The organism is Aeromonas sp. HMWF015 (assembly GCF_963878965.1).
GTDB classification, from domain to species: Bacteria; Pseudomonadota; Gammaproteobacteria; order Enterobacterales; family Aeromonadaceae; genus Aeromonas; species Aeromonas veronii.
Map to the genome: position 1 here is coordinate 29,103 of NZ_CAWNZT010000340.1, position 13,458 is coordinate 42,560.

Here is a 13,458-nt window from a genome sequence, read left to right on the forward strand (position 1 = left end):
GTCAATCCTCCGCCCTAGGCTTCTTGACGCCGGGCACCGTTGCCCGGCCCTCTGCCGCGTCCTGCCCCCGACCGGTCAGGTGAGCCACCTGCACAGTGGCCAGTCGCTCAATGCGTACCAGCCCCTGCTCTTCCAGCCAGGCCAGCAGGGTCTTCACCCGATCCCGCGTCACCCGGCCGGTACCCAGCTGGTCGAGGCAGTCATTGAGGATTGACTCGTTGGCGGCACCACCGATATCCAGCAGGGAGCGCAGGATCACCAGCCGCTGCTGGGCGTCCAATATTTGTTGAATGCTCATGGCTTCTCCTTCTGTACGGCGGCGAGCTCATTTTCCAACAGCAGATCTGCAAGGCGGCGTGCTTGGCGCAGCTCCGGCTTCACCTCCCGCAACTCCCCCCGCAGCTCGCTGATCTCCAGCTGCAGCTTGTGCAGCTCACGCTCGCTCGGCAGATCAGCCAGCACCTGCTCCACCCGCTGCACTCTCTGAACCAGGGCTGTGAGGTCTTCGCGCTTGGCGTAGGTCTTGGAGAGCAAGATGATGACCACCAGCCCAACCAAACTGGCCAATGCATAAAGAGGCCCCCAGTTCTTAACGATGAAATCCCACACGGGTCGCCTCCTTGCGCTCATACAGGGTCTGGCACTCGATACAGCGCTCGGCACCAGGCTCGGCTACAAGGCGGGAGGTCGGGATGGCTTCGTCACAATCGCAGCAGATACCATCGCCGTGTGGCCTTGCCCTGTTCTGGTGGGCTTCGATAATGCGCCCAGTCCGATCGGCATCGGCCAGCTGGGCGCGGTCTATGAGGTTTGTCACATGACCTCTCTCGTATGGCTACTAACGGACGGTATGGGTCGCCTTGATGCGGCCCCAGATGGCGAGCAGGCCACCCACCGCACTGGCCAGATCCACTAGGGTGGATGCCAGGCTGGCTTGGGTACCCGCATCGACCGGCACACCGAACAGGCCCGCAATACCGGCCCCCACGGCAATCACACCACCGATCACGGTGCGGCTTTTAAAGGCAGATTTCGCTTGAGGTAACAGGGAATCAGGCATGATGGACTTCCTTTTGTTGAGGTTGGGAATGACGGGCACGGGCCCGCAGGCGATCCAGTTCGGTCACCGAACGCCACCCTTTCTCGAACAGGGATTGACGGGTCTGGTGGTGGCTATAGAGCGGGATCGCCTTCAGGTCAGCGATCTGATTGGCCAAAGCGGCCTTGAGATGGGCTTTGCGCCCATCCTTGAAGCAAGCGAGATAGCGGGGGTTCTTGAGTTCAGGGATGCCAAAACAGCCCGCAGCCTGGATCGCGGCCGCCGCCTGCTGTTGCTTGATGGTCAGCACGCTCATGCCACCACCTCGCCAACCACGTCGGAAAGGAGGTAGCTCTGCAGACGCAGCAGCCGGTTGATCCAGCCATCGGCATTGGCCCACTGGCTCGGGTCTTTGCGCACAATGCCGTGCATGAAGCTGGCCCGCTGCATCATCAGCGCCAGCAACAACTGGCCCTCGCCCTTGGCGCCCAGTTGCTGCTTGAGCCTGCCAATCGACACCGGGCCAAGGCGACCATCTGCCATCACCCCCAAGACCTGCTGCAACTGTTGGATGGCGCGTTTCGGCCCGTGATGCACCGCTGCATCAAACACGGCGATAGAGAGGGCCGGGCTTAAGCTCGCAATCAGGTCACATCGGGCTGGCGCCCAGTAGTTCTGGCGGTAAAATGGCTCGGTATGGGTCGGGGTCAGATCACCGATAGCAATATCGGGTACCCCATCCCGATCGAGGTCAGCCATGCCGTCCTTCTTGCCATCGGCAGCATCGGCGATGCCGAATTTGGTATGACCACCCCTGTCGGCGGGATGGTTGACTTCGCCCCCTTCCACATCGGGACGAAGCAGCCATTTAAGTGCGAGTGATAACATAAAGGCCCCTCGGTGAACTGCGTTATCAGCAGCGTACCGAGGGGCCTCTATGGCATGGGTTTATGGTGGGTTACTTCAAGCCTGATACTTACTCTTTTTATAAGCCTACGTCTTTTTGCGTTTCAATATCTCTGTCACATGACTTTTTATTAGTGAAACTATATTCAAGAGCCAGATATCCATTATCTCCAGAGGTTGCCCCAGCAAACAGCCCAATCTCGGATAGTTCATTTGGTAATGGCTTTTTTCCTCTTCCCCAGACACTATATAAATATCTATCCTCTTTTTGTAACCCCCGCATCCAGTACTGAGGGTCATCCCACAATGACCCTGAGACTAAAAAATCGGTTCTTTTGTGAGAGCCATAACGCTCGTCCAACTTTTTCTCAAAATCATCAAACTCGGATTTCAATTGAATTCCATGTCCGTTAGTCGGAATATCTTTCCCAACACCTTTGATCCAACAAAGCCCTGTTTTATCTGATATTTTAACGACATACTGTTCAAATTGAGGGTGAGCTTTAGGTGGTGTGTCTAATACATAAACTCCAGCGCTAACCGGTGTTAAATGCCCCTTAAACATCTCTTTGGTCATCCCCATAGCCAGACCAAATGGACCATCTGCAGCTAACATGACATTCTCATCAGTTACTGGAGTTGTTGCCATTGCTGGCTCAGGCGCTGTATTTGATATACTTGATGTAGGAGCATTAACTGGTTTATTAGCTGGTTCAACGGTAGCTTTTACTGTGAAAGGCAACCCGTATTTTGCAACTAGAAGCTGTTGTTGAAGAAGAGCCAGCGTCTGCTCTTGGGTTGCCACAGTAGACATACTAATTGCGGCAATCAGACCACCGCTATACTGAGCCGCTTTTGCTTTAGCCTCGGCCAGTTGCTGGTTTGCCTGTTCAATCTCGCTATCCAGTGACTTCGCACGCTCGGGGTCAGGTTGACTGGTAGGTGCAATGACAGTCACCTTAGCGCCAGTTTCAATAGCTTGAATACGCTGGTTAACTAGGTCTCTGCTCAACTTCAGAGTTTCTTCTCGAACCTGCTTGATGGTCTTAATCAGCCCACCGTTGTACTGCGCAATTTCGCCAGTAACAGTCTCAATTTCTTGCTCCAACTGCCCCCGTTCCTGTTTAAGCTGATTGACGAGCTCCTGCTCTTGTGGAGTCAATACTCTTTGCTCATTACAAGCTGGAAGGATAAATATTGAGCACACCAATAATGCTATTTGAGTTTTTTTAAGCATTGCATCACCTAATCCCTGATTCAACTTACCAATCATCAACTCTTGTACGGAGAGTAACTTAATCCATACAGCATCCGAACACTGATAAGTCAGCCATAAAAATGAACCTCATCACATGAGGTCCTTTTATATCTGTGAAGAAGTACGCAATTTACTGACAGCCATCTCAGTTACCTAAACAGGTCTGGCTGATATCGCAGTCGAGTCAGTTGCCGCTGTTCAGCCACTACCGCATAGGTCTGGGGCACCGAGAGCCCGTGCTTGCGGGCAAGCGCATCGATATTGCGGCCGTTGAACTCATCCCAGATCGCCCTGTCCCGCAGTGCGGCCTTGAGATGATCCCCGGTGGGGATGTAGTAGGCTCGGCCCCCCATGTAATGGGCCTGTACCAGCGCCAACTTGCGGGCCTGAGCCTTGGCCAGCTCCGGCTCCATCCCCCCTCTGACCAATTCGCAGGCCAGCACATCGACCAGCTCACTCAGGGCTTTTGGCCATTTGGCCGTCAGTTCGGTGGTCGGGATCTGATCCAGGCGATCGACAAGCTGCCCCAGCGACTCATGATCATCGGCGAACAAGTCCAGATTCTCAGCGTTAACGTCCATCACTCATCTCCTCAAACGCAGCTACAACGGCCTGATAACCGGCCACTCGCCCGGACTTCCCATTGGTGGGGACGGTTTTCTTGGCCACGACAAGCCGGGCAACCAGCTCCCGCTTGTGCCAGTTTTTCAGCGACTCAAGCACCTGGTAAGCCAACCCATCGGTGAGCCAGGCCACCTCTGCCACGCCGATGCCGTTGTTAAGCCGCACCGTTTGCCGCTCAACATAGTGATTCAAAGCCGTCTCACTGCCATCACGCAGCAGACCATGGCGGTGCATGGTGATCCATACTGCCCGGATCACGTTTATCTCGGCGGTTTTGGCATGGGCCCCACGGGCCGGGCTTAAACGCTTGCGCCCTCCCGCTTTAACAGCCCCTTTAACAGGGCGTTTAACCGTCGGTTTAAACCCTGCCCCTTTCATGGCCAGCAGCACCTTGTCCAGCTCCGGGATCGTCAACTCTGCCGCCGAACGCTTGCCGCTCTGCTGCTCCAGCAACGCCCGATAGGTCTCCTCATCGAGCCCCAGGGTGCGCCTGCCAACCTGAACCAGACGGATCAAGCGGGTACGATCACCACTCTGCGCAGCATTTGGCTGATTGTTAGCTAAGGTGTTCAATTCCCCCTCCCCGTCTTTTTCATCCAGATTTGTCCGGCCGCCATCACGTCAGGCCCACTACGCCATTCAGGGCAATGGCTGTCGAGCCACTGCTCTGCCTGTTGCTGGCTCAGGTTGCCAAACTTCATCACGTAGGCCAGCAGTCGTTGCCAGTTAGACATGGCCATGACTGGCCTCCAGCGCCACCGTTCTGGCTTGCTGCAGTTCAGCCACCAGTTGCCAGCGCATCTGGCTTGCTTCCCCCGCCAGGGCAAATAACCCCTGGGCGCGGGCCTCTCGAATAAACTGTTTGAGCTGTTTGCACACAGCCCGTTTGTCAGCAGCTACCAGTGCAATGGCTGCGCTGCTGAATATCTTGGTAAGTCGAATATCCATCTCTGTTTTGGTCATCGCCGTGCTCCTTGTATCAAGACGGTGAAGACCTGGGCCCAGATCGTTTGGTTGCTCATCAGTACCCGGCCACCACACCGGATAGACAGGGCGGCAGCGCCGCCCTGTTTCGCAGCGGGCCATTACTCGAACTGCAGTGGCGTCACACCTTGATACTCCTCGGCATTGAGGGGCGCTGGCCCCAGCCCCAACGCCCAGAGCAGGGCGGCCTTGATGCCATCCTCATAGGTGTCGTCGGGGTAGCAGGTACCCTCGGTTTCGGTGATCTGCTCACAGAGCAGCAGTTGCTCTTCGGCTTTTTCCACGTTGATTTCCATCACGCCTCCTCCCTATACCTTGGCCAGATCCAGGCTCATCTGGATGTAACGCCCTTGGGCATCACGCTCGTAGAGCCGCAGATATTGGCTGGTGCCGGTCACCTGGATGGCATCAACAGCGGCTTGCATGGCCAGCAGCCAATCCGGGTCATCGATATTGAGCTGGCGCAGAGAGAGCACCTGGTTCACATCGATATGACCGCTCTTGGATACCCGAAAGGCATGGTCTACCAGGGCGCGGATCTCGCTGCTGGCGCCATCGCTCCAGCGTTCGATGCACTGGTCAATCAGCGCTTTGGCGGCCTGGATCCGTTCATCAAATTTGCGGTGCTCCCCCACCGCCCGAATAAGCTTGTAACGGCCATCAAAACTGAGCAGGGTCACGTTGCCCTTGGTGCCGCCCCACGCCACCCCGTACTGCTCGGCGGAGAGATCCACAAAGTCGGCGATCTGTTGCATGGCGCCAATCTTGAAGGCAGCCAGCTGCGAACGCTGCTCGCGGGCAGCAGCGATAATGGCCAGCACCACTTCATCGCGCAGCTTGTCTGTCGGGGCGATCAGGTTTTCCGGTACCCAGTGCCCCTGAGCGTTCTGGCGCATCGGGGTGGTACTGCTGGTTTGTGCTTCTTGCATAGGCTTCTCCTTAATGGATCTTGTTGCTGCCGGGCACCGGAGGGCACTTCACGGCGCTGTACTGCTCTGCTGTCGCACTCGCCAGCTCCTCTTGGTGGGTCGCGCTGCAGAATTCGAGAAACTTGGGTAACTGGCGCAGCACCACCCGCGCCAGCGCCTCGTCTTCTATCTCAAGCTGGATCTTGCTCATCTCATCCCCCTTGCCGGTTTCAGGATTCTTGGCGCCAGTGAAGCAGGCAGCCGCCAAAGCGCACCAGGGCAACTTCGCGCACCACGCCCGCCAGACATTCACGGCTCAACACGGCGCGCGCCTGCATCTCTTTGGGCAGTGGCCCGGTGACCGCCAGCAGCGGGGTATGGCAAACCCGACTGGTGCGAACGTCATATCCCTTGGCCGTCAGCCAGTGGCTGAGTTGCTCGGCGGTCTTTTGCAAATTGCTGTGAAGATGCTTTTTCATCCCGTTCTCCTTGTGATCTCGTCACCGGGCCCACCGCGAAAGAGCCCCGCCAACCGTTATTTGCCTTCTTGCTTGTCGAGCAGCCGGTTGTATTTGATGGCCATAATTTTCAGCTCTTCGGCCAGCAGCTCACTCAGAATGCGCAGGCTGCTGCTGGCATTGTCGCCATCGCTTTTGGCCTGTCGGCGCAATCTGGAGAGGGTGGCCTCGGCGTCATAGCGAGCCATTTTCTGCGACCCTTTGCCCTGCTCTACCGATAACCGCATCGGGCGGCGCAGTTGCTGCGCCTCGGTCAGCTGGCTATGGGGGCAACCGCTGCGGCATGCCTTCCAGAGCTTGATATCCATCGGACTGCTGCCCACTTCGCTGGGGCCACGGCGTTGGTGAGCGAGACACTGATGCGCCGGGATATCCCCCAGGATGGGGCACCTCACTTTGTTGCCCATCAGTGCCCCTTCCACCAGGGTCTGTACCCTTGCCATATCGCCGGGATACTTTTCGTTGCAGACCTGGCTGATGGTGGTGCGAGAGAGCCCAAGCTTCTCGGCCACTTGGGCCAGCGAGCTGGCCGCCACTTCGGCCTGCAACACCTCAAGCCACGTTTCCATGTGTCTCCTCCTCCCGTTGGAACGGGTATAACTGCTGCTGGTTTTGATCCCAGCAACCATGGTCACGACACAGCGGGGCATAACGGCCTGTATCCCTGACCAGCTGATAGCGTCCTGTCAGGCCGTGTCTGGCGGGTACAGGCAGCAAACTGTCAACTTTGAACAGCACTTTGACGTAACCGGCTTTCACCAACCTATCGGTGTAAAACCAGGCTTGTTTCTGACCCGTCTCTGCCGTCAGCATCAGGTCTGTCAGGGTGAAGAAGCGGCTGATCTTCATGGTGTTCCACATTTTCTGTTGATTGGTTTTGCGCTTGTTCCGACATTTGGGCCGCTTCTGGCCACTGCTTTTGCCAATCGGTGGCACGTATTGGGCGCTAACCACTTTGAAATAGGCCGGGCGGGATACCACGCCGTCCGGGTGTTTAATGAGGTGGCCAGCGGCCAACCAGTCACGCACGACCTTGTAGATATGTGCCTCCGACATTCCCGTCACGGCGATCACGTCTTTGATCAGAAACGTCTCTTGCTGGCACATCCATTCCCAGGCTTGCAACGTCATTAGCGTTGCTTTTGTATCAACCACTGGAATCCCTCCCGTGCTTTGTTTTTATTGGCTGTAGCCTGACGGCTAGCGGCTGCGACGCACGTCATGGAGCAGCTCGCTGGCGTCAACGTCCTCCAGCCGGATAATCCGGGCATCAGAGGCCATCGCCATTTTTTCAATCTTGTCGAGGGCCGAGACGATAGTGCGCACCACGCCGTTGGAACGCTTGCGGATCAGATCCAGCAGTGCATCGTCGATCTCCACATCCACCTCCAGCATTTCGCTGGCAATCAGGGACACGTCATCGAGATCGGCCGGTTTGAATTCGATCCACTGGGAGATGCGGTTAAACAGTTGCTTGCGCTGGCTGATGCGACGGGCAATCTCTTCCATCCCAACCAGGATCAGGGGTTGTTCGGTGGCATCGTAGATATCGCGCAGGGTCTCCATGATGCGGGCATTGCCGACCACGTAATCGGCCTCATCCACGAAGATGGCCAGCTCTTCGGCACGGACAGATTCGATGATGCTATCGACCTGAGCACGCAGGTTGTGGCGCTGGGGAATGCCGATCTCTTTGGCAATCTGCTCCAGCAGGCTGGTCACCGTGTCGGCCTTGTAGCAGCGGACATAGATGCCGTTCACTTCGTCCTGGTTGAACAGCCATTCCACGGCGGTGGTCTTGCCAAAGCCGGAGGGGCCATGGATCAGGCCAATGCCCGGCACTATGCTGGAGCGGTTGAGCAAGTTGTCGAGCAGCTGCTCGGTCTTGATCATGTTTTTGACTTCAACGATCTTGTGTTTCATAGTGGGTTTGTCCTTTGTTTTTGGGCCTTTTCGGGCTACTCGCTAACCTTTTGCCTGGGTGCGGCGGGTAGCCCGAACTTCATCCAGATGGCGGTTAATGCGTTTTGCCATCAGCTTGTGGCTGTAGAGGTATCGGGTCAGCCACTCCTTCTCCCGCTCTGTCAGCGGGGTATCCAGCTCCCGCTCTGCCAGATAGATTGCTTGCTCGTACTCGGTCTTGAGTGCTCTCGATTCCTGCCCTGCGGTGGCTTGCGCCCGCTGCGCTTTCGCTTCTCGTCTGGCTTCTATGGCGGCCAGTTCTGCCGCATTGAAACGGGCGGGTTCAGCGGGCGTTGAGACCCCGGTGAGCGCGGCCAATGCCGGGTTATCGAGGGTGAGATCGCGCCGACTGAACGCTTCAATACCCTTGGCCTGATCGACGAAGTGGCGCACCACATCCTGATGGAGCTGGTCGATACCAAAGGTCTTGGCAAGGTTGCGCATCTCGCGGCGAAAACTGGCCAGCGCCTTGGCATCGGCTTTTTTGGCCGCCCGAAAGGCATCGGGACTGATGCCATTGCCCAGCAGGTCGATGTTGATGGCCTCGATCCGCTCGTTCCAATCGCCGGTGCGGTACAAGATGGCGCGGCCCACATCGCACGGATCGAGAAAGACGCTGACCCGCTGGCTCTTCCAGTTGTGCTCCAACAGTTCGGGGGCGCTGTATTTGAGGCCACCGGCCTTGATAAAGCCTTTGGAGACGGTCGCCTCGCCGATATGGTTAAGCAGCAGATCCAGCGCAGCTTCATCGGGAATGGCACGGCGCTGATAACGGGCCAGCTGGTACTTTTCATTGGGGCTGACCCCGAGGGCACTGTGCTTGCGGTTGTGGTAACGGGCATCGAGCCAGTTATCGAGCAGGGTTTGCAGTTCGGCGGCCGTCATGGCCAGCTCGTAAATCTCTTTTTGCGCATCCGGTTTGCGCTTCTCCTCCAGGCGCTGGGCAAAGCTCTTGCGCGCCTCGATCACCTGACGGTCTGCCACGCAGTGGCCGATATAGGAGGGCAACAGCTCGATCAGGCCGTGGCTCAGGGTGCGGAAAAAGCGCTCGATATGGGGTTTCTCCCACCCCGAGTAGGCGTTGGAGCGGCTGACGTTCATACCAAGCAGAGTGCAGATGGACATGACCCGCTGGCTCACGTAGTCAGAGCCGTTATCGGTGCGCATCACGCCGTTATCGTTGAGCGTGCCCCAGGCCAGCAGGGTCTTGCGCAACAGCAAGCAGATCCCTTCGCTCGATGAGCTCTTGGCCACCAGCAAACGAACGCGACGGGTATACACGTCAATCACCGCGATGATGCTGTGACGACCATCCACCAACATGGCATCGACCGGAGTGCTATCGAACTCCCAGACGTCGTTGGGCTGGGCCATCCAGGGGTACATCTCCTCGATCGCGCTGCGGTATTTGTTGTTATAGGCATCCGGGTTGGTGGTGTAGGTAAAGGCCACCTTGTTCTCTGCCAACCATTTCACCATCCAGCGACGCAAGGAGGATTGGCTGGGGATCTGCCATCCCAGCTGATTCATGTCGCTGTATTGGCTGGCCAGTTCGTGCAGCGCCCCCCACTTGTTGGCCAGATGGGGTTTGGTGGTCACCAGTGCGGTGAGAAACTGGGCCAGATCCGGGCTCTGCTCGACGGTTGATGGCCGTTCCCGCTGATAGTTGCCAGCCAGGGCTGCGGGGCCTTCATCCGCAAGCGCACTTTGCCAGCGGCGCAAGGTGATCAGACTGAATGGCTTTTGCCTTTCATAAACGCTGACAGGCAGGGCGAGAGTGCGGGCACGGTATGCCTCGATAAAGGCGCGGCGACCTACCTCCCCTTGCTGGCAGGCGTGATAGGGGGCCAGGAAGATATCGGCTGCCTGCAGGATCAGCAGCCTGGCATCGACCTTCTGGCGAGCCCCCTCCCCCAAAGTCAGTAATTTGCGGCCTGCCTCTGGTTTGACCGGCACCTCGCGCGCCAGCAACTTGGCCATGGCCTTGCCACCCGCCGCATGGTCGGTCACCGCATGACCTTGTGCGGCCACCGCTTGTTCTGCCAGGTAACGGCGGGTTTCAATCGGCAGTGAGCCAATGTGGTATTCGGCCCCTTTGCCTTTCTCGCGCTTGCGGCTTTGCCACTCTTCACGCTCGGCCTTTTTGCGCACACCATCGGGGTAAGCGGGCATGCCGACCATTCCGGCCAGCGCCTGGGCGGTGTACCAGCTGCTCATTGGTCACCTCCCAGCAGATCGATCCCCAGCGATTCGGACAGCAGGGCCATGATGGCGCGGCTTTCCCGACGCTTGGGGCTAATCCCTCTGGCCGGTGCATAGTGTTTGATGCAACGCTGTACGGCTCGGGGGTGCAACCCTTTAGCGCGGGCCCAAGCTGCTTGGGAATATCCGCATTTTATGAGCTCAGCCCTGATCCACTCTGGTGTTTTCCCTGACATACTCACCCCGTTTCGGTATCATCAAGTGTCGCAGTGCGTATCTTTATCATTCATAAAAGAATGATTTTATGTCGCAGCGCGTCACATATGAATGATTGATCACCCCAAAAAGATTGACAAGTCTTTTTGTGCGGAATTTTTTGTCTATCGACTCACCAGCATTAGCCACTAGCCGAGAATTCCTTGTATGTCAGAGCGTTATGAAGAAAAACCACAAGCAGTACAAAAAGACGGTGAGGTATCTTTTCTGACGGCGGGAATGGATACTTTGAGTGACCGTCTGGATGAGCTGCGCGGGAGCCTGAGCTACAAGGCATTTGCCGAACTGGTGGGGATGAGTGAGTCGGGGATGCGCAAATACTTCCCTCCGTTTAATTCACTGCCCACCATCGACAAGGCGCTGCGCATCGCGCGGACGTTCAATGTGAATCTGGAGTGGCTGGCCACCGGTCAGGGCCCGAAACACCCCGATGGAGCGGCCGAGCAGATGGTGCAACGTGAGGAGTTTGATGAGGAGTACGCGCTGATCGATGGCTACCATGTCACCGTCAGTACCGGCCATGGTGCGTTTAACGATGATCATGAGGTTAAACGCAAGCTGGCCTTCCGCCGCAAGTGGCTCACGTTTCGCAAGTTAAACCCGGATAACCTGGTGGTGGTCTTCGCCAAAGGCGATAGCATGGAGCCCACCATCCACTCTGGTGACTCTATCCTGGTCGATATCAGCAAGAATCAGATCGAAGATGGATCCATCTTCGTGTTGCGCTTGGGGGAAGAGCTCTATGCCAAGCGCCTGCAGAAAAACTTCGATGGCGGGATCACCATCATCAGCGACAACCGCGATGATTATCCCCTGCAGGTCGTTCCAGCCAACCAGCTGGAGAACCTGGCCGTGATCGGCAAGGTAGTCTGGGCCGGGCATGATTTTTTTTAACTGTAACTATCTGATTTTGTGATACCCCGCTGCTGATATTATCTGGCCAGTGATTATTTAAATGGCCCTAGGCAGCAATCACTACATTTTTCATTTTCAGTGCATCGACTCGCTGCCTGACTCTAAAGTTTTCATTTTGCGGTTAAACGGCTTGGTTTAACCGCATCACGCCACAAGCCCCGCCATTCCTGAGTTTGTCCCGCCATCTCCCACTTGTTTTCACCAGCTCCCGGTTTTTCATTCTTAGTGGTGGGTTACAGTTGGCCACCAGCAAACCGGCCAGCGCGGCCCACAACACAGGGCTGCGCAGCCACAGCCAGCGGGAGGTATTGGCCGAGAGGATAAACATGCCGACCGAGAAGTGCAGCAGATTGGAGAGCACAAAGAGGATCACGATGGCCCCCAGTTGCTGCTCGCCAAACGCCAACACCATCAAGGGGATACCAAGATTGCCGGTATTTCGGAACATGGCGGGCAAGATCAGCGCTGCCCGCTCAATCCCTTTGAGTTTGAGCAGTGCGAGCAGCAGACCGGGTAACAGAATAACCAGCGCCCCCGCCGCAATCAGCGGCAGATGCTCCGCCAGCGCCAGCGGATATTTGACCAGCGCGGAGAAGACCAGCGCAGGGGTAAACAGCTCGATATTGGCCCGATTGACGTAACCGAGCGCAGCCCCCGGTCGCAATCGCCCGTAGAGTGCACCGAGCCCGACCACACCGAACACCGGAATGACGATATTGAGCAAGGCGCTGAACATGGGCTGCGTCCGTTACAGTTCGCGGGCCGGTTTGCCCATCAGCACCACCGGATCCAGCGTCACTTCCAGTGCGCCGTTACTGACCCAGAGCTGACCATCGGAGATAGTGCAGGTGAGCTGCATGGTACGCTCGACCATGGCGGTCAGCGGCAGAGTCTGGCTGTCGGAGAGTTCGATGATGCTGAGGTTGTCATGCTGGCTCAGCTTGCCCTGGTTCTGCTTCCACCAGACGGCTGTACCACGACCACCGTAGAGATAGAGCACCACCTGACGGGCGCGGTTGCAGGCTTTTTTGAGCCGTTTTTCATCGGGTTGGCCCAGCTCGATCCAGAGCTCTATTTCATCCGAGTAGTTCTTGCACCAGAGCTCAGGTTCATCATCGGCGCTCAATCCCTTGGTGAACTCCAGTCGCTCGGCAGCGTGCCAGGCAAAGGCCGCCAGCCGGATCATCATCCGCTCATCGGTTTCGGAGGGGTGGCGCGCCAGCGTGAGGGAGAAGTCCTGATACAGATTGCGATCCATATCAGACAAACTGATCTGGGCCTTGAATACGGTTGCCTTGAGAGCCATAGAAAACCTTGAACACCTGGATTAGAGAAGGGTGAGTGGGAAATACGGGCGCCAGTGTAATCAAAATCGGCGGCAGGTTCGACCATCCTGACCAAAGATTTCCCCTTCCCTGCCGGGATAAGTGCTTTAAAAGACACAAAAAACAAATGCCAGTCCGAAGACTGGCATTTGGCGGCATGGAGAAGCGACTCACTTCTCGGCGGACTGTACCCCGAACGCGTTCAGCAGCATGCAACAGGTCACTGCCACCGCCACGAATCCGCTCAGAAAGATAAAGGGCATGGCCCCGTATCCCAGTACTGTCCAGATGGTGTGTTCAAGAAGACTCATTGTTGTGTCCTTCATCCGGTGAAAGGTGTGTTCCTTCTGGCGGATATTGGCTCCGCTCTTGATGCCTCCATTTGACCTCAATCAGCGGTTGGGTCCTATGCCACCAAAGTGATAAATGCAGGGTTCATTTGCGCTGGATCAAGCTTTTTGGCCAAATATCCATGCAGTTCAAGCAATTACCACCGCCAATCAAGGATAGACACAAACACGGCAGAATAAAAAAACGCGCC

22 protein-coding genes, 1 other RNA gene and 1 pseudogene are annotated in these 13,458 nt (G+C 56.7%); 1 reads left to right on the plus strand and 23 read right to left on the minus strand.

Annotated elements, in window-relative coordinates; all coding sequences use genetic code 11:
* Position 1 precedes the first annotated feature (1 nt).
* The 20 genes from AACS18_RS16980 to AACS18_RS17075 form a co-directional block, all read right to left on the minus strand.
* The gene (locus AACS18_RS16980; protein ID WP_005345917.1) at positions 2–298 is read right to left on the minus strand and encodes a VpaChn25_0724 family phage protein; all 297 of its coding nucleotides are present in this window, start codon (positions 296–298) and stop codon (positions 2–4) included.
* The gene (locus AACS18_RS16985) at positions 295–609 is read right to left on the minus strand and encodes a DUF2730 family protein (protein ID WP_005345918.1); all 315 of its coding nucleotides are present in this window, start codon (positions 607–609) and stop codon (positions 295–297) included. Before AACS18_RS16985 ends, AACS18_RS16980 begins: the two co-directional genes overlap by 4 nt.
* The gene (locus AACS18_RS16990) at positions 590–817 is read right to left on the minus strand and encodes a TraR/DksA C4-type zinc finger protein (RefSeq protein WP_108612807.1); all 228 of its coding nucleotides are present in this window, start codon (positions 815–817) and stop codon (positions 590–592) included. Before AACS18_RS16990 ends, AACS18_RS16985 begins: the two co-directional genes overlap by 20 nt.
* A 21-nt stretch (positions 818–838) precedes the next feature.
* Positions 839–1,060 carry a hypothetical protein gene (locus tag AACS18_RS16995; protein ID WP_005353373.1) on the minus strand — a complete coding sequence of 74 codons (222 nt, stop codon included), beginning with the start codon at positions 1,058–1,060 and terminating at the stop codon, positions 839–841.
* A complete protein-coding gene (locus AACS18_RS17000; RefSeq protein ID WP_108612808.1) occupies positions 1,053–1,355 on the minus strand; it encodes a hypothetical protein in 303 nt (100 codons plus the stop codon). The genes AACS18_RS16995 and AACS18_RS17000 overlap by 8 nt, the downstream gene beginning before the upstream one ends.
* On the minus strand, positions 1,352–1,927 hold the full coding sequence (locus AACS18_RS17005) for a glycoside hydrolase family 108 protein (RefSeq protein ID WP_108612809.1): 576 nt from the start codon (positions 1,925–1,927) through the stop codon (positions 1,352–1,354). Before AACS18_RS17005 ends, AACS18_RS17000 begins: the two co-directional genes overlap by 4 nt.
* Positions 1,928–2,024: 97 nt before the next feature.
* A complete protein-coding gene (locus AACS18_RS17010) occupies positions 2,025–3,218 on the minus strand; it encodes a hypothetical protein (RefSeq protein WP_108612810.1) in 1,194 nt (397 codons plus the stop codon).
* 134 nt (positions 3,219–3,352) lie between these two features.
* A complete protein-coding gene (locus AACS18_RS17015; RefSeq protein WP_108612811.1) occupies positions 3,353–3,784 on the minus strand; it encodes a Mor transcription activator family protein in 432 nt (143 codons plus the stop codon).
* Positions 3,774–4,400, minus strand: coding sequence for a gp16 family protein (locus AACS18_RS17020; RefSeq protein ID WP_016350115.1), 627 nt, complete (start codon positions 4,398–4,400; stop codon positions 3,774–3,776). Before AACS18_RS17020 ends, AACS18_RS17015 begins: the two co-directional genes overlap by 11 nt.
* The gene (locus tag AACS18_RS17025; protein ID WP_179085073.1) at positions 4,397–4,567 is read right to left on the minus strand and encodes a hypothetical protein; all 171 of its coding nucleotides are present in this window, start codon (positions 4,565–4,567) and stop codon (positions 4,397–4,399) included. The genes AACS18_RS17020 and AACS18_RS17025 overlap by 4 nt, the downstream gene beginning before the upstream one ends.
* Positions 4,554–4,790, minus strand: a complete 237-nt coding sequence (locus AACS18_RS17030) for a hypothetical protein (protein ID WP_108612812.1) — start codon at positions 4,788–4,790, stop codon at positions 4,554–4,556. The genes AACS18_RS17025 and AACS18_RS17030 overlap by 14 nt, the downstream gene beginning before the upstream one ends.
* Before the next feature lie 45 nt (positions 4,791–4,835).
* Positions 4,836–4,905: hammerhead ribozyme type II (locus AACS18_RS17035), an RNA gene on the minus strand.
* A gap of 7 nt (positions 4,906–4,912) precedes the next feature.
* Positions 4,913–5,107 carry a hypothetical protein gene (locus AACS18_RS17040; protein WP_005345945.1) on the minus strand — a complete coding sequence of 65 codons (195 nt, stop codon included), beginning with the start codon at positions 5,105–5,107 and terminating at the stop codon, positions 4,913–4,915.
* 12 nt (positions 5,108–5,119) lie between these two features.
* The gene (locus AACS18_RS17045) at positions 5,120–5,740 is read right to left on the minus strand and encodes a DUF3164 family protein (RefSeq protein ID WP_108612813.1); all 621 of its coding nucleotides are present in this window, start codon (positions 5,738–5,740) and stop codon (positions 5,120–5,122) included.
* A 10-nt stretch (positions 5,741–5,750) separates the two neighbouring features.
* Positions 5,751–5,930 (minus strand): hypothetical protein, encoded by a 180-nt coding sequence (locus AACS18_RS17050; RefSeq protein WP_108612814.1) that lies wholly within the window; start codon positions 5,928–5,930, stop codon positions 5,751–5,753.
* A 19-nt stretch (positions 5,931–5,949) separates the two neighbouring features.
* Positions 5,950–6,198 carry a hypothetical protein gene (locus tag AACS18_RS17055; protein WP_005353401.1) on the minus strand — a complete coding sequence of 83 codons (249 nt, stop codon included), beginning with the start codon at positions 6,196–6,198 and terminating at the stop codon, positions 5,950–5,952.
* A gap of 56 nt (positions 6,199–6,254) precedes the next feature.
* Positions 6,255–6,806 carry a transcriptional regulator gene (locus AACS18_RS17060; protein WP_005345956.1) on the minus strand — a complete coding sequence of 184 codons (552 nt, stop codon included), beginning with the start codon at positions 6,804–6,806 and terminating at the stop codon, positions 6,255–6,257.
* Positions 6,790–7,392 (minus strand): hypothetical protein, encoded by a 603-nt coding sequence (locus tag AACS18_RS17065; RefSeq protein WP_005353403.1) that lies wholly within the window; start codon positions 7,390–7,392, stop codon positions 6,790–6,792. Before AACS18_RS17065 ends, AACS18_RS17060 begins: the two co-directional genes overlap by 17 nt.
* A gap of 45 nt (positions 7,393–7,437) precedes the next feature.
* Complete coding sequence (locus tag AACS18_RS17070; protein ID WP_029300291.1) at positions 7,438–8,160, minus strand: AAA family ATPase; 723 nt, start codon at positions 8,158–8,160, stop codon at positions 7,438–7,440.
* 42 nt (positions 8,161–8,202) lie between these two features.
* The gene (locus AACS18_RS17075) at positions 8,203–10,416 is read right to left on the minus strand and encodes a DNA-binding protein (RefSeq protein WP_108612815.1); all 2,214 of its coding nucleotides are present in this window, start codon (positions 10,414–10,416) and stop codon (positions 8,203–8,205) included.
* A 408-nt stretch (positions 10,417–10,824) separates the two neighbouring features.
* On the opposite strand from AACS18_RS17075, the gene AACS18_RS17080 reads away from it, so the two are divergent.
* Positions 10,825–11,571: a LexA family transcriptional regulator gene (locus AACS18_RS17080; RefSeq protein WP_005353407.1), complete on the plus strand. Its 747-nt coding sequence runs from the start codon at positions 10,825–10,827 to the stop codon at positions 11,569–11,571.
* A 244-nt stretch (positions 11,572–11,815) separates the two neighbouring features.
* Here the strand turns inward: AACS18_RS17080 and AACS18_RS17085 are convergent.
* The 3 genes and pseudogenes from AACS18_RS17085 to AACS18_RS17095 form a co-directional block, all read right to left on the minus strand.
* A pseudogene (locus AACS18_RS17085) lies at positions 11,816–12,328 on the minus strand (AEC family transporter); the annotation flags it as partial.
* 12 nt (positions 12,329–12,340) lie between these two features.
* Positions 12,341–12,898, minus strand: a complete 558-nt coding sequence (locus tag AACS18_RS17090) for a YaeQ family protein (protein ID WP_005352343.1) — start codon at positions 12,896–12,898, stop codon at positions 12,341–12,343.
* 189 nt (positions 12,899–13,087) lie between these two features.
* A complete protein-coding gene (locus AACS18_RS17095; RefSeq protein WP_005345965.1) occupies positions 13,088–13,228 on the minus strand; it encodes a TIGR02808 family protein in 141 nt (46 codons plus the stop codon).
* Positions 13,229–13,458: the final 230 nt, after the last annotated feature.

Coding starts and splice junctions, on each gene's coding strand:
- AACS18_RS17070 (WP_029300291.1), bottom strand. CDS start 8,160: ATGAAACACAAGATCGTTGAAGTCAAAAACATGATCAAGACCGAGCAG.
- AACS18_RS17060 (WP_005345956.1), bottom strand. CDS start 6,806: ATGGAAACGTGGCTTGAGGTGTTGCAGGCCGAAGTGGCGGCCAGCTCG.
- AACS18_RS17025 (WP_179085073.1), bottom strand. CDS start 4,567: ATGGCCATGTCTAACTGGCAACGACTGCTGGCCTACGTGATGAAGTTT.
- AACS18_RS17055 (WP_005353401.1), bottom strand. CDS start 6,198: ATGAAAAAGCATCTTCACAGCAATTTGCAAAAGACCGCCGAGCAACTC.
- AACS18_RS17030 (WP_108612812.1), bottom strand. CDS start 4,790: ATGACCAAAACAGAGATGGATATTCGACTTACCAAGATATTCAGCAGC.
- AACS18_RS17095 (WP_005345965.1), bottom strand. CDS start 13,228: ATGAGTCTTCTTGAACACACCATCTGGACAGTACTGGGATACGGGGCC.
- AACS18_RS17075 (WP_108612815.1), bottom strand. CDS start 10,416: ATGAGCAGCTGGTACACCGCCCAGGCGCTGGCCGGAATGGTCGGCATG.
- AACS18_RS17090 (WP_005352343.1), bottom strand. CDS start 12,898: ATGGCTCTCAAGGCAACCGTATTCAAGGCCCAGATCAGTTTGTCTGAT.
- AACS18_RS17080 (WP_005353407.1), top strand. CDS start 10,825: ATGTCAGAGCGTTATGAAGAAAAACCACAAGCAGTACAAAAAGACGGT.
- AACS18_RS17050 (WP_108612814.1), bottom strand. CDS start 5,930: ATGAGCAAGATCCAGCTTGAGATAGAAGACGAGGCGCTGGCGCGGGTG.
- AACS18_RS16995 (WP_005353373.1), bottom strand. CDS start 1,060: ATGCCTGATTCCCTGTTACCTCAAGCGAAATCTGCCTTTAAAAGCCGC.
- AACS18_RS17045 (WP_108612813.1), bottom strand. CDS start 5,740: ATGCAAGAAGCACAAACCAGCAGTACCACCCCGATGCGCCAGAACGCT.
- AACS18_RS17040 (WP_005345945.1), bottom strand. CDS start 5,107: ATGGAAATCAACGTGGAAAAAGCCGAAGAGCAACTGCTGCTCTGTGAG.
- AACS18_RS17015 (WP_108612811.1), bottom strand. CDS start 3,784: ATGGACGTTAACGCTGAGAATCTGGACTTGTTCGCCGATGATCATGAG.
- AACS18_RS17010 (WP_108612810.1), bottom strand. CDS start 3,218: ATGATTGGTAAGTTGAATCAGGGATTAGGTGATGCAATGCTTAAAAAA.
- AACS18_RS17000 (WP_108612808.1), bottom strand. CDS start 1,355: ATGAGCGTGCTGACCATCAAGCAACAGCAGGCGGCGGCCGCGATCCAG.
- AACS18_RS16980 (WP_005345917.1), bottom strand. CDS start 298: ATGAGCATTCAACAAATATTGGACGCCCAGCAGCGGCTGGTGATCCTG.
- AACS18_RS17005 (WP_108612809.1), bottom strand. CDS start 1,927: ATGTTATCACTCGCACTTAAATGGCTGCTTCGTCCCGATGTGGAAGGG.